Below are 14,365 nucleotides of genomic sequence, written 5' to 3'. Positions count from 1 at the left end.
CCCAGCAGTATCTTAATGTAATGTTTCCCCATGAGCAGTAATGTACTCTATATTACCTATGATGGTTTGCTAGAGCCACTTGGCCAATCCCAAGTATTGCGCTACCTTGAAAAGCTAAGCGATAGTTACACTATCTACCTCATTAGTTTTGAGAAAGCTAAAGATTGGCAGAATGTTCTTGAGCGCCAGAGAATTCAGAAGAAAGTTCACTCCCATCAAATTCATTGGATTCCCTTAAAGTACCATAAATCTCCCTCTGTTCTGGCGACAACCTATGACTTGTTTCAAGGAATTACAGTAGCTTTATTTATTGCTGTTACAAGAAGGATTAAAATTGTCCATGCTCGCAGCTATGTTCCTTCTGTAATTGCCTTAGTCCTCAAAAAGTTACTACGCACTAAATTTATTTTTGACATGCGTGGCTTTTGGGCAGATGAGCGAGTTGATGGGGGTATTTGGCCTGTAAATAGTCAACTTTATCACTTGGCAAAATGGTTTGAAAAGCAATTTTTGCTCAATGCAGATCATACTGTATCACTCACAGAAGCAGCCATTTCTGAAATCAGCAAGTTTGAATATTTGCAAAACAAAAAGCTAAATTTTTCCTGCATTAGAACCTGCACAGATTTAGATATTTTCTCACCTGAAAATGAATCAGTAAATAATCATAAGCAAACGAATAATCTAGTAATTGGCTATATTGGCTCTATAAGTAATTGGTATTTATTCTCTGACGTACTTAAATTTATCTATTTTCTATACTCTATTGATAAAGACTTGGTCTCTAAATTTATCATTGTGACACGAACTGATCATCAAATAGTTCGTGAAATTATTAATCAAAGTAAAGTAAATTTGTTATCTATTGAAATTACTAGCTCTGACTATCAGGGTATTTCAGATATAATCAGGCAAATGAACTTAGGAATTTTTTTTAGGAAGCCAGCTTACTCTAATCTTGCTTGCGCCCCTACCAGATTGGGTGAATTTCTTGCCTGTGGCATCCCATGTGTAACTAATGATGGAGTTGGGGATATGACTCAGATCATTGAGCAAGAAAAAGTTGGGGTTATCTTAAGAAGTTTTGATGAATCCGCTATGCGTAAAGCCGCCGAAGAGATTTTAGAATTACTACAAGACGAACACTTGAGCCAACGATGTCGTGCAGCAGCCATTAAGTATTTCTCTCTTGAAGAAGGCGTAAAGGACTATCAAAATATTTATCAACAACTAGTAAATGAATAAAATAATGAATGTTTTGTTTTTGACTAGATACGATCGCGATGGTGCTAGTAGCCGCTATCGTTTCTTTCAATACATTAATTACTTAAAAGAAAGAGGGTTTAATTGTGAAATACTGCCCTTACTGAATCAGCAATATCTTCACCACCTTTATACTGGAGATTATAGAAAATATATTCACGCCCTAAAAGGTATATTTAACCGCTTAATTAAGCTATTGAGACTTAATCACTACAACTTAGTTATTCTTGAAAAGGAAATATTTCCTTATATGCCTTTCTTTATCGAGAATTATTTCATTCCGAACGTCCCGATTGTTGTTGATTATGATGATGCTATTTTCCATCAATATGACCAGCACAAAAACAAAATTATCAAATCCTTACTCTCTAGTAAGATTGCCTCCATCATGAATTCAGCGACTTTAGTGACCGCTGGCAATAACTATATTGCTGAGTATGCCCGCAATACAGGTGCGAGATGGGTTGAGGTCTTACCTACTGTTGTTGATCTTTCTAAATATACCTTTGTTCAAAATAAAATTAACGCAGAGCTGTCTCGCCTCAAAATTGTCTGGATTGGTACACCCAAAACCCAAAAGTATTTACTTCATATTGCTTCAGTACTGACTCGTTTATCTCAAATTTATAAAATTCAGTTAATCGCGATCGGTACCCATAATCTTCACTTGCCAAAAACTGAAGTTATCTCTGTTCCATGGTCAGAAGAAACAGAAGCTCAAGACATTGCCCAGTGCGATATTGGCATTATGCCCCTTCCCGATGAGCCTTGGGAGCGCGGTAAGTGTGGCCTCAAATTGATTCAGTATATGGCTTGCGGGTTACCTGTTGTTGCTTCTCCTGTCGGAGCCAATCTTGATATTGTTCAGCATGGTGTCCATGGCTTTTTAGCTTCTACAAATGAAGAATGGGCAACTGCCCTTGAAACCTTAATTCAAAATGCTGACTTGCGCACTAGGATGGGTCTTGCAGGCCGTCGCCGAGTTGAGCAGCACTACGCTCTTCAAGTGACAGCACCCAAATTGGCGCATCTGCTAGAGTCTGTAGTAGCCAAAGCTCAAGGAGTCCTCTAAGGCTTATGTGTGGCCTAGTTGGTTTTCTCAACGCTGCCTTTTTAGGTGACTGGGCAGCAACTATCCGCAAGATGAATGGCACCCTTTCCCATCGCGGCCCTGATGATGAGGGAGTCTGGATAGATGAGGCGGCAGGTATCGCCCTAGGCCACCGTCGTCTAGCAATTCTTGATCTTTCCCCCGCAGGACATCAGCCGATGGTTTCTGCTTGTGGCCGTTATGTCCTCGTCTTTAATGGTGAAATTTACAACCACCTTGAACTGCGTCAGGAGTTAACAGCCCTTGGTGCAGCCCCCCCTTGGCGCGGACATTCCGATACCGAGACGCTACTGGCGGCTTTTAGCCATTGGGGCGTGACCACAGCCCTAGAAAAGCTAGTTGGCATGTTTGCCCTTGCCCTTTGGGATCGCAAGACTCGTACATTAACCCTAGCTAGGGATCGCATAGGTGAAAAGCCCCTCTACTACGGTTGGGTCAATGGAGCCTTGGTTTTTGCCTCAGAACTCAAAGCGATTCGGGCTTACCCAGCCTTTGCTAACTTGATTAATCGCGATGCCTTAGCGCTGTATTTCCGCTATAGCTGGATTCCGGCTCCCTACAGCATCTATGAACATATCTGGAAGTTACCAGCAGGTACCTATCTCCAGTGGTCTGCTGAATCTCTCAGACCCAACATTCAAGGGACACCTCAAGCTTACTGGTCACTGCAAACCGTTATTGAAAAAGGGCTGACTCACACCTTTCAGGGGACAGAAGCAGATGCCGCTACTGAATTAGAGTATCTCCTGCGGCAGAGTTTGCAAGGGCAACTGTTGGCAGATGTTCCCCTAGGGGCTTTTCTATCGGGGGGAGTAGATTCTTCAACCGTTGTAGCCTTAATGCAAAGCCTTTCTTCCCAGCCCGTTAAAACATTTAGCATTGGCTTCTATGAAGATGCCTATAACGAAGCCCAATATGCTAAAGCAGTTGCCCAACACTTGGGTACCGATCACACTGAATATTACCTTACAGGTCAAGAGGCGCGGGATGTCATTCCCAAACTTACCCACCTTTACGACGAACCCTTTGCTGATTCCTCTCAAATCCCTACCCATCTTGTGTCAATGATTGCGCGCCAAGAGGTGACAGTTGCTTTGTCCGGTGATGGAGGGGATGAACTATTTGGCGGATACGTACGGTACCTTTTGACCCCTGCAATTTGGGGAAAAATAGAACGCTTGCCGAAACCAGTGCGCCGCACCCTTGCATCTTTGCTGAAAAAACTATCCCCTAGACAATGGGATCAGCTTTTTGGGGGACTCAGTATCTTTCTGCCTCAGAATTTAAGATATACAACCATAGGGGATAAAATCGCTAAGCTGGCTAAGCTCTGTGAAATGACCTCTGACAAAGAAGTCTATCTTTCTTTTCTATCACTGATTGATTTACCTTCTCAGTTCGTCCTTAATAGTCAAGAACCATTATTAATCCAAGAAAAGCTTGACCAACTGAGCCATCAACTGCCTTTTGAATCCTATATGATGGCACTTGATTTGCTGACCTATCTCCCCGATGACATTCTTGTCAAGGTCGATCGCGCCGCCATGGGAGTGAGTCTTGAGACCCGTATTCCTTTTCTAGATCATCGAATTGTTGAGTTTGCTTGGACACTCCCCCTTGAGATGAAAATCAGACAGCGGCAGGGCAAGCAGGTACTCCGTAAACTTTTGTATCGCTATGTCCCGCCGCCTTTGATTGAACGCCCTAAAATGGGGTTTGGTATTCCCCTAGCTCAGTGGTTGCGTTCTGAACTGCGAGACTGGGGAGCAACTTTGTTGAACCCAAACCGTCTTCAGCAGGAGGGCTACCTACACCCTGACCTTGTTTGGCAATACTGGCAGGAGCATCAAACAGGAAAACGCAACTGGGCAGGACAACTATGGGAAGTATTAATGTTTCAGTCATGGTTAGAGCGCTGTTTCTGAATATCTAGCCCTAGCATATGTTTCCCTATTTCTTTGTTTTCTTACTCACGCTAACACCATCGGTTATAGAAATGCCGAAGTGGTATTGGGTATTTCTTTTTAGTATTTATGTCGCTTTTATTGGTCTGAGATTTGAAGTTGGTGGAGACTGGTTTCAGTATATAGATGTACTAGAAGCTTCTAGATATCAGCCATGGGTAGGCTTTGAAGCTCTACTTGGTGACCCTGCCTATCACTGGATTAATAAGATTGCTGCTGCTCTTAATCAGGAAATTTATTTTGTAAACTTATGTGTTGCAGTGATTTACACAAGCTGTTTATTTGCTTTTTGTCAAAAACTGAAAAATCCTTACTTGGGTTTAACAGTTGCTTTCCCATACTTAACGACTGTTGTAGCAATGGGCTATACTCGCCAAGCAGGAGCGATCGCTTTAGAGCTACTAGCGTTAATGGCATTAGAATCCAATAAAAAAATAAATTCAATTCTGTTTTTTATTTTGGCATTACTGTTTCATAAGACAGCAATATTTCTGATATTAGTGCCGATATTAATGTTTTTATTTGACGTACTAAAAACAGGAAAAATATAGCCATTTCGAAAGGAGATGAGATATTTTCAAGAGGGATAAGCTATACTCAAAGAGTCATGAATGTTACTCAAGAATATGAGCTATAGCTTGGACTTACGAGAGCGGGTTGTCTCCTATATCAAGCAAGGTGGCAAAATCAGTGAAGCGACTCAAATTTTTCAGGTGAGCCGCGCCACTATCCATCGCTGGCTGAAGCGAGACGACTTAGCCCCCACAGTTGTCCCCCGTCGTCCTTGGAAGCTGGATTGGGCGGCCTTAGCAGCCGATGTTGCTGCCCATCCCGATGACCGTTTAATCGACCGTGCCCAGCGATTTGGCGTTCAAGTTTCCACCATTAGTTATGCCCTCGCCCAGATGGGCATCACCCGAAAAAAAAACAGATGCGTTACCAAGAACGGTGTGAAGAAGAGCGGCAAGCGTATCAACAGCAGCTCGACACATGGGTAGAGAGCCATGGGGAGGAAACGGTAGTCTATATCGATGAGACGGGGTTTGACTCTCGAGTAGAGTGTGAGTATGGGTGGTCAGCGCGAGGCCAACGAATTGATGGAGAGCGAGCGGGGAAGCGTCAGAAAAGAGAGAGTTTAGTCGCAGGACGGTATAGACACCAGAAAGACTTCATCGCCCCAATGCTGTTTTGCGGATACTTGAATGCGGTAGGGTTTGTGAGCTGGCTGAGTCAGTACTGTTTGCCGGCATTAAAGAGACCTTCGTTGTTGATTATGGATAATGCACCGATTCATCCGAAAGGGGCGATTCAGGAAGCGGTCAAAGCGGCGGGTCACGAGGTGTTATTTTTACCGAAATACTCTCCTGATTTGAATGTAATTGAGCACGACTTCAGTGCGCTGAAGCGAGCGCGGATGTATGCAGGGTCAAACAGTTCGATTGATGAGGTGATTCGCAAGTATTGTGCTGGATAATATCTCATTCTTGATTGGAATAGCTATAATTAATATTCTACTTGTGTTAGCATTATTATTGATAGCTCTATCTGGTGCAATTGCAATTACTAACATCAGCGATAGATTTTTAGTTCACTATATCGGAGCAGGGATGTCATCTTCAGGTGCTTTAATTCGACTATCCATGAATCTCTTACCTGCAACTATTTTTTTAATCGAATACTATACAGGGCATAATTTCTTTAGAACTTCTTCAAAAGTTTATCTTGCTTTATCTTGGCTAGTTATTTTTTCTTTTGCACTCTTGCTGACAGGTTCTTCAACTGCTGCCGATCGCCTTGCGCTGTACCTAATACCTATTCAGATCTATGTTCTAGGAAATCTGCCCTACCTCTTTCTGACTCAAAGCCGAGAAATATTTTATCGATGGATGCTTCTAGTACTTGGTTACAGTTTTTTAGTATTATGGGTATGGCTGCAATTTGCTGATCATGCTTTCGCGTGGTTACCCTATCGCATGTATCCTTTTATTTAAGATGGCAATCAAAGATCACTATAGAATACCCAAGCTAGATGGGTTGTCATTGATATTGCTTTGCAACAATGCTCAGATGTTAATTAATTTCAGAAGAGATTTGATTTTAGAATTAATTCATAGAGGTGCTGAGGTTCATTGTTTAGCTCCAGATTATACAGAAGCAGAAATTTCAAAACTAAATGAAATAGGTGCCAGATGTCATCATTTTTACCTTGTTCGTAATGGCACAAATCCTTGGCAAGAAATTAAATCTCTCTTCTCTATTATTAAAACAATAAAAAAAATTAATGCTGATAGTCTCTTGGCTATTAGCTCGAAGCCAATTATTTGGGGATTACTAGCCTCGAGATTTGTTGGTATAAAACTCCGCTTTGCATTATTCACGGGCTTAGGTTATGCATTTACTCTTGACCATCAATTAAAATCAAGAAAATTGAAGAGTATTCTCGTTTTTTTATACAGGATATGCTTACCTATTGCGGATAAAATTATCTTTCAAAACAAAGATGATTGTCATGAAATTACTCAAGCATGTGGCCTAAATCCTTGTAAAACTTTAATCATTAAAGGGACAGGCGTTAATCTTCAAGAATGGTCGTATTGCGAGCCTTTTTCTCGTCCATTAACATTTACTTTAGTTGCAAGATTACTCATTGAAAAAGGAGTATTAGAGTTTTTAGAGGCATCTAAATACTTAAAAGCTCTGTATCCTCAAGTTCGATTTTGGTTAATTGGTGGACTAGATAGCAATCCGGGGAGCTTATCTGAAGCACAAATTAAGGAATTTACAGAGCTTGGTATAGTTGAGTGGTTTGGCTTTGCTAATGTCAAAGAGTATCTACCCAGTACTAGTGTGTTTGTCTTACCTTCCTACTACCGTGAGGGTGTTCCCCGCAGTACGCAAGAAGCAATGGCTATGGGTCGACCAGTGATTACTACGGACGTGCTAGGCTGCCGTGAAACGGTTATTGACGGCTATAATGGTTACCTTATTCCGCCTCGGGATGTGAATGCTTTGATAACTGCAATGCGGAAATTTATTGAACAACCTAGTTTGATTCCTTCAATGGGGTATCATAGCTATCAAATGGCTTTGGACTTATTTGATGTCAAAAAGATTAATGCTCAATACCTCAAATTGCTCAGTTCATGTTAGTTTTATTAGGATATTGCAACTCTTTTCAAAAAAGTGAAAGATGCCGAAATTAGCGAAGGTGAGTGCATGATGCTTAATTTTTCTGATACTTTTAAGATTGCTGTGATTGGCTTAGGTTATGTTGGTCTTCCTTTGGCCGTTGAATTTGGCAAGAAGTACTATACTATTGGTTATGATGTTAATAGCCAACGTATCGCTGAACTTAAGCAGGGATATGACAGAACAGGAGAAGTCAGTGACACTGATTTGCAAGCGTGTTCCTTGCTAATGTACACAACCGATCTCGAAGATTTAAGAAAATGTAATATTTTTATTATTTCTGTCCCCACTCCAATAGATTATTACAAAGTTCCAGATCTTGAACCTTTAAGAAAAGCTTCCAAGAGTGTTGGTCAGATTTTATCACCTCAGTCTATAGTTATCTATGAATCTACTGTTTATCCGGGTGTAACAGAAGAAGTTTGTGTTCCCATCCTTGAGCAGGAATCCAAACTAAAATTTAATCAAGATTTTTTTGTTGGTTATAGCCCTGAACGAATAAATCCGGGGGATCATAACCATCGTTTAACCACAATTAAAAAAGTTACCTCTGGTTCAACACCTGAAGTTGCTGATTTAGTTGATCGCCTATATGCATCAATTATTCCAGCGGGAACACACAAGGCAAGCTCGATTAGAGTGGCCGAAGCGGCAAAAGTAATTGAAAATATTCAACGAGATATTAATATTGCTTTTGTGAATGAGCTATCTATTATTTTTCACCTATTGGGCATTGATACAGAAGAAGTGTTAGCTGCTGCAAGCACAAAATGGAATTTCTTGCCCTTTCGTCCGGGATTGGTCGGTGGCCACTGTATTGGCGTTGATCCCTACTATCTAACTTACAAAGCAGCAGCTTGCAATTATCACCCTGAACTGATTCTGGCTGGTCGCCGTATCAACGATAACATGGGCTTTTATGTAGCAGCGCAATTTCTGAAGTTACTCGTCAAAAAGGGAATTGACTTACCTAATGCTCGTGTACTTGTTATGGGACTAACCTTTAAGGAAAATTGCCCCGATTTACGCAACACACGTGTCGTTGACATTATCAAAGAACTGCAAAGTTATGGCCTAGAGGTTGATATTTACGATCCTTGGGTAGATCCCCAACAGGCCAAGAGAGAATATGGAATTTCCCTTATTGAAGAGTTATCTCATCAGTGGGACGGAATCATTATTGCTGTTGCCCACCAGCAGTTTCATGAAATGGGTAGTACTGGCATTCGTGCTCTCTTGAAAACACCGGGAGTTCTTTATGATGTGAAGTGGGTATTATCGAAGGAAGATGTGGACGGCCGCCTTTAGCTACTTTTTGTCATTTGAGGAATCAAGATGGATATTTTGGTGACGGGTGTTGCTGGGTTTATTGGCAATGCAGTAGCACTGGAACTACTTAAGCGGGGCGATCGCGTGATTGGTCTCGATAATCTCAACAACTACTACGATGTCAACCTCAAGAAAGCTCGCCTTGAACGCCTCAACCCCTTCACGGCAAGTGAGCAATTTGTATTTAGAAAAATCGACCTTGTAGATCGCGCAGAGTTGAACCAACTCTTTACAGACTTTGCCCCGCAACGGGTCATCCACTTAGCAGCGCAAGCGGGTGTACGCTACTCGATTGAGAATCCCTTGGCCTATATTGACAGTAATATTGTAGGTTTTATCCACATTTTGGAAGCCTGTCGCTACCATCAGGTAGAGCATCTCGTCTATGCCAGCACCTCAAGCGTCTATGGTGCCAATAAAAAACTACCCTTTTCTGTTCACGATAATGTTGATCACCCCTTGAGTCTCTATGCGGCCACCAAGAAAGCCAATGAACTGATGGCACATACCTACAGCCACCTCTATGACCTGCCCACTACTGGACTGCGCTTTTTTACCGTCTATGGCCCATGGGGGCGCCCCGACATGGCACTCTTTAAGTTTACGAAAGCCATTTTGAATAATGAACCGTTGCCTGTCTTTAATTATGGTAAGCATCGCCGCGACTTTACTTACATTGATGACATTGTCGAGGGGATTCTACGGGTGCTGGATCGACCTGCCACACCCAACCCTTCATGGAGTGGCGAAAATCCTGATCCGGCCACTAGTCTCGCACCTTGGCGTGTTTACAACATTGGTGCCCACCGCCCCGTCGAACTCCTACGGTATATTGAACTTTTAGAAACCTATCTTGGGAAGAAAGCGCAGTTAAATCTTCTGCCTCTGCAACCGGGCGATGTCCCCGATACCTACGCGGATGTGCTCGAACTTAGGGCAGACACAGGCTACGAACCCACAACTCCTGTTGAGATAGGTGTACAGCGATTTGTCCACTGGTATCGTGAGTACTATGGTACCTAACGAGTTGAGTTTGCCCTATGTCGAGTGAAAATAACCATCTGTCTTTGCCCTCTGAAGCCGCTCGGCCAAGTTTGTGGCAACCGCAGCCAATTGATAAGGTGACCATTGATCAAGTACTTCGCGGGCTGAAGCGGCGCTCAGCAGTTGGCATCTTGGCAGGTGCACTAGTCTCAATTGGCTTTTTGGGATACTCTTACCTCTTTTTGAGAAGCTATCGACACTCTGTGTTGGTGCAGGTTGAACCTATCCAATCCCCAAGCGCCCGGCCAGGAACATCTTTAGAGTCACTCCGTCAGCTTTCTCCAATATCCCTGCCCCTTTTGTCAGGTGAAACAAAAGGTGATGTGGCAACTTTGGTTCAGGTACTCAATAGCGATATCGTTTTGCGTCCAATTTATGAGAAATTTTTAGTAGCAAATCCTGATCTAGATCCAAAACAATATTCGTATCAATCTTTTATTAGATCCTTAAAAATCCAGCCAGCGAAAGCAACCTCAGGTAAGAGCCTACTAGATCAGTCAGGTCAAAAGATTATAGAAATCCAATTTTCTGCAAAAGAAAAAGAAAAGATAGAATCACTCCTAGGAATTCTTGTTGAAGAATTAAAAAGATTTAGTGAAGAAGAAAAGGAGAACCAAATAGCGGATAATCTGCGCTATGTTAACCAAGAAATTCAGAAGACCCTGAGTCAAATTGACGATCTAGAGGATCAACTTAACCAATTTCGCTTTCAGAATCAGGTAGTACGACCTGACTTAGTTGCTTCCCAGTTGAACTCTGTGAACTCTGGAAGCAGCAATCTTGAAACGTATCTTAGCCTTTTGGATAATTTGATCTCTGCAAGAAATGAAAATAGAGTAAAACTGGAGTCGGCTCAGGCAACGTTTAACTCCCTCGAAGCACAGTTAAGGTTGTCTCCTGCTGAGGCACTTGCTGCCGCCAATCTAGCTGCTTCTCAAAACTATCAGGAGTTGCTAACAAAATTAACAGAAGCAGAAACTAGGCTGGCTGGGGAGCAGGCCAAGCTGAATGAAAACTCACCGACGGTGCAAGCGCTACAGGAAGAAAAGCGACTACTGCTAGAGCAGGCCAGACAGCAAGCTCGACAGATTACGATTAGAAATCAGGATCAAGTTCGTCAACCCGAAACGCTGATTGGTTATCAAAGTGCCGTTTCTGAGTCTCTAATCGCGAAGTACATAGAGACCAGAATTGAGCTTGAAGCGCTGCGGAGGGCGGATGCTGAATTAAGCAACCAAATTCAGACCACTGAGGCAGAGATATCGCGAGTAATACGCCTTGCCAATCCTTACCGCAAGATGGAACAACGTTTTGCAGCAGCACAGGAAGCTCTGAGGTTATTACTGCAAACTCGACAGTCCCTCCAGCTGCAGATTGCGCAACGGGACTTCACATGGCGAGTCCTCTCAGATATTGACAACAAGGAAGAATATCAGGTAACCCCGCGTTTATTACGGGCACTGGTGATAGCCTTAATGCTGGGGGGAGTGTCTGGGCTGCTTTTGGCCCTAATCCTCGATTGGTTGGATGATCGCTTTCTGGAAGTGGAGCAAATTCGCCAACAAACCCCCTTACCGATTCTTGGCGAGATTCCTCTGACGAAGACATTTGATCAATTGGCCTTTAGTCGCCTAGAAACACCGTTGACGCTCTGGGGATTGCAGCACCGTTTGCCGAGTGCCACACCTGCTTTTAGGGAAAGTTTTTACTTCCTGTTGACGCAGCTAGAGTCGTTGGGATTGCCCCGCTCTTTGGCAATAACGGGTACAGTGGGCAAAGAAGGACAAACGACCCTTGCGATTTACCTTGCGGTTGCAGCAGCGGCGATGGGAAAACGGGTCTTACTGGTGGATGCCAATTTGCGTCAGCCCAGCATGCATCAAGGACTTGGCATTCCCAATGTCGCAGGCCTAGGGGAGTTGTTGCAAGGGGAAATGCCTTTTCCCCACTGGTTCAGTCTTTTAGCAAATCGTGCGGAAAGACTCTGGGTACTGACGGCGGGTCAGGTTCAGCAAGAGCCGATGATACTGCTGAGTTCTGCGCGGTGGTTTGATTTCTTGGAGGGCGCTAAGGATACCTTTGACTGCGTGATTCTGGATGTGCCGCCGATTTTGGCTGCTGCGGAGGCGCATCGGGTTCTGGCAGCGGTGGAGCGGGCCCTCTTGGTTGTGCGCTTAAAGAAAACGCGACGCGAAGCCTTTGCTCAGGCCCTGCAGGCTTGCGATCTGAGCTTACAGCAAAAGCTGCTTGGGATTGTCGTCAATGGTGTAGCTGTCAACCACCGAGATTTCAGAGGTTATCAGAACAGTGCTGCTGAGTCAGCGGTGGCACCCCTCTCTATCTAAGGTTTCACATCTCCCTTTCGGGGGACAAAATAGCCATTAAAACAGGCCCAAAGAGTAGGGCATGGGCAGCTAAGGTGAGGCCTGTCCAAAGCAGGGGAAACCAGCGCCAAACTCCTGCTTCTAGGGGCGGAAACAGGGCATAGGCTAGCCCGATGAGTGTCGGCGGTAAAATGATGAGCAAAATAGCTAACACAAGGGCAACAACGGTGACCTGAGAAGAGGGGCGGTGGAGCGATCGCCAGCCTGTACCTGTCCACTGCCAGCGAAAAGCGATCGCCCCATCTTCAAGGCGAGCCGTTTGGCGCTCAGGATCAAGGGTAAAAATGTGGCGGCAAAAGTTACAGGCATGGGTTTCCATGAGCACCATGGGGACAATTTGGCCATGGCGGCAAATAGGGCAGGGGTAGATGCCATGGCGCTCAAGGGGCTTAGGGAGTGGTTCCACCATGAACCTCAGCGGTCTGGGGGTGGAGGCGTTGTTGCTGGAGCCCGCGATAGAGACGATTGAGGGCATTCATATAGGCATGAGCCGAAGCAACAATAATATCCGTATTGGCGGCATGGCCCGAGTAAATGCGATCCCCGTGTTGCAGGCGAATGGTCACCTCGCCGATGGCATCAATTCCCGCAGTCACTGACTGCACGGAATACTCAATGAGGCGATTGGGAATTTGCACCACGCGGTTAATGGCACGATAGACGGCATCCACAGGGCCTGTGCCAATGGCGGCATCTGTCAGCTCCTCACCACTGGGCAGACGGATGGTTACGGTGGCGGTGGGGCGGGCGCGATCGCCACAGGAGACCTGCACAAATTCCAGCTGGTAGCCTTGAACATCAATGGCTTGGGTTTCATCTTTAACAATAGCTTCCAAATCCCAGTCGGTGATTTCTTTTTTCTTATCGGCCAGATCCTTGAAGCGCAAAAACGCCTTGTTGAGTTCCGTTTCACTGAGTTCAAAGCCCAGCTCGCGCAGGCGGGTGGCAAAGGCATTGCGACCAGAGAGTTTGCCCAAAACAATTTGATTGTCGGCTAGGCCAATGAGCTGGGCGTCCATGATTTCATAGGTTTGCTTGTGCTTGAGGACGCCATCTTGGTGAATGCCTGATTGGTGAGCAAAGGCGTTGGCACCGACGATCGCCTTATTGGGCTGAATCAGCATGCCCGTTAGATTTGAAACCAAGCGGGAGGTTTTGTAAATTTCGCGGGTGTTGATATTGGTCAGGGGTGCTTCTGATTCAGGGGGACGGCCAAGGAAGGGGTTAAAATACTGCCGCCGCACATAGAGAGCCATCACCAATTCCTCAAGGGCAGCATTGCCGGCGCGCTCCCCAATGCCGTTAACCGTACACTCCAGTTGCCGTGCCCCATTTTTCACAGCCTCAAGGAAGTTGGCAACGGCCAAGCCTAGGTCGTTGTGACCATGGACTGAAATGACGGCACGATCAATATTCGGCACGTTTTCCTTGATGCCTTTGATCAGGGCACCAAATTCGGCGGGGGTGGTGTACCCCACGGTGTCGGGAATGTTAATTGTTGTGGCACCGGCGTCAATCACCCGCTCCAAAACTTGATAGAGAAACTCAGGATCCGAACGCCCGGCATCCTCAGGGGAAAACTCAACATCATCCACAAAGGACTTGGCATAGGCCACCATTTCGGGGGCAATTTCCAGTACCTCAGCGCGGGTTTTCTTCAGTTTGTACTCTAGGTGAATGTCCGAGGTGGCAATGAAAGTGTGAATGCGGGGATAGTAGGCGGGTTTGAGGGCTTTTGCGGCGGCTTCAATATCTTGGCGGGTGGCACGAGCCAAGCCACAGATCACAGGCCCCGTTTCGGTGCCCACGGTTTCAGCAATCCGCTGTACGGCTTCAAAGTCGCCGGGACTGGCAAAGGGAAAGCCTGCTTCAATAATATCCACCCCCAGTCGGGCCAGTTGACGGGCGATCGTGAGTTTTTCATCCACATTCAGCGAGGCACCCGGAGACTGTTCACCGTCCCGCAGGGTGGTATCAAAAATCAACACCCGATCAACGGTCTGGGGAGGATATTTAATGCGCATAGACAAGCCCCATTCAAGCTTGAGAAAGAGTAGCAATTATTTCTACTCTAACATTTT

The 14,365-nt window shown here is 44.9% G+C and carries 11 protein-coding genes and 1 pseudogene; 10 read left to right on the top strand and 2 right to left on the bottom strand.

Features of this window, described 5'->3' with window-relative positions; genetic code table 11:
• Window positions 1-30 precede the first annotated feature (30 nt).
• The 10 genes and pseudogenes from M0646_RS09180 to M0646_RS09135 all read left to right on the top strand — a co-directional run bounded on the left by M0646_RS09180 (window position 31) and on the right by M0646_RS09135 (window position 12,245).
• On the top strand, window positions 31-1,245 hold the full coding sequence (locus tag M0646_RS09180; protein WP_286625447.1) for a glycosyltransferase: 1,215 nt from the start codon (window positions 31-33) through the stop codon (window positions 1,243-1,245).
• 4 nt (window positions 1,246-1,249) lie between these two features.
• Window positions 1,250-2,335 (top strand): glycosyltransferase family 4 protein, encoded by a 1,086-nt coding sequence (locus M0646_RS09175; protein ID WP_149820152.1) that lies wholly within the window; start codon window positions 1,250-1,252, stop codon window positions 2,333-2,335.
• A gap of 5 nt (window positions 2,336-2,340) precedes the next feature.
• Window positions 2,341-4,299 (top strand): asparagine synthase (glutamine-hydrolyzing), encoded by a 1,959-nt coding sequence (gene asnB, locus M0646_RS09170; RefSeq protein WP_286625446.1) that lies wholly within the window; start codon window positions 2,341-2,343, stop codon window positions 4,297-4,299.
• A 17-nt stretch (window positions 4,300-4,316) separates the two neighbouring features.
• Window positions 4,317-4,889 carry an EpsG family protein gene (locus M0646_RS09165; RefSeq protein ID WP_286649566.1) on the top strand — a complete coding sequence of 191 codons (573 nt, stop codon included), beginning with the start codon at window positions 4,317-4,319 and terminating at the stop codon, window positions 4,887-4,889.
• A 75-nt stretch (window positions 4,890-4,964) separates the two neighbouring features.
• Window positions 4,965-5,812 (top strand): annotated as a pseudogene (locus M0646_RS09160) (IS630 family transposase).
• The gene (locus M0646_RS09155) at window positions 5,802-6,329 is read left to right on the top strand and encodes an EpsG family protein (protein WP_286649565.1); all 528 of its coding nucleotides are present in this window, start codon (window positions 5,802-5,804) and stop codon (window positions 6,327-6,329) included. Before M0646_RS09160 ends, M0646_RS09155 begins: the two are co-directional and overlap by 11 nt.
• 1 nt (window position 6,330) lies before the next feature.
• The gene (locus M0646_RS09150) at window positions 6,331-7,488 is read left to right on the top strand and encodes a glycosyltransferase family 4 protein (RefSeq protein WP_286649564.1); all 1,158 of its coding nucleotides are present in this window, start codon (window positions 6,331-6,333) and stop codon (window positions 7,486-7,488) included.
• Between the two features lie 69 nt (window positions 7,489-7,557).
• Window positions 7,558-8,835, top strand: coding sequence for a Vi polysaccharide biosynthesis UDP-N-acetylglucosamine C-6 dehydrogenase TviB (gene tviB, locus M0646_RS09145; protein ID WP_315863185.1), 1,278 nt, complete (start codon window positions 7,558-7,560; stop codon window positions 8,833-8,835).
• A gap of 27 nt (window positions 8,836-8,862) precedes the next feature.
• A complete protein-coding gene (locus tag M0646_RS09140) occupies window positions 8,863-9,879 on the top strand; it encodes an NAD-dependent epimerase (RefSeq protein ID WP_286649562.1) in 1,017 nt (338 codons plus the stop codon).
• Between the two features lie 17 nt (window positions 9,880-9,896).
• On the top strand, window positions 9,897-12,245 hold the full coding sequence (locus M0646_RS09135; RefSeq protein ID WP_286649561.1) for a polysaccharide biosynthesis tyrosine autokinase: 2,349 nt from the start codon (window positions 9,897-9,899) through the stop codon (window positions 12,243-12,245).
• Between the two features lie 4 nt (window positions 12,246-12,249).
• Here the strand turns inward: M0646_RS09135 and M0646_RS09130 are convergent, their stop codons facing one another.
• Window positions 12,250-12,693, bottom strand: coding sequence for a hypothetical protein (locus M0646_RS09130; RefSeq protein ID WP_286625441.1), 444 nt, complete (start codon window positions 12,691-12,693; stop codon window positions 12,250-12,252).
• Window positions 12,674-14,308 carry a 2-isopropylmalate synthase gene (locus M0646_RS09125; RefSeq protein ID WP_149820138.1) on the bottom strand — a complete coding sequence of 545 codons (1,635 nt, stop codon included), beginning with the start codon at window positions 14,306-14,308 and terminating at the stop codon, window positions 12,674-12,676. The genes M0646_RS09130 and M0646_RS09125 overlap by 20 nt, the downstream gene beginning before the upstream one ends.
• Window positions 14,309-14,365 lie beyond the last annotated feature (57 nt).

The sequence above is a fragment of the Thermosynechococcus sp. B3 genome, assembly GCF_030323045.1.
Taxonomy (GTDB): Bacteria; Cyanobacteriota; Cyanobacteriia; order Thermosynechococcales; family Thermosynechococcaceae; genus Thermosynechococcus.
This window is presented reverse-complemented; position numbering and strand designations above follow the sequence as displayed.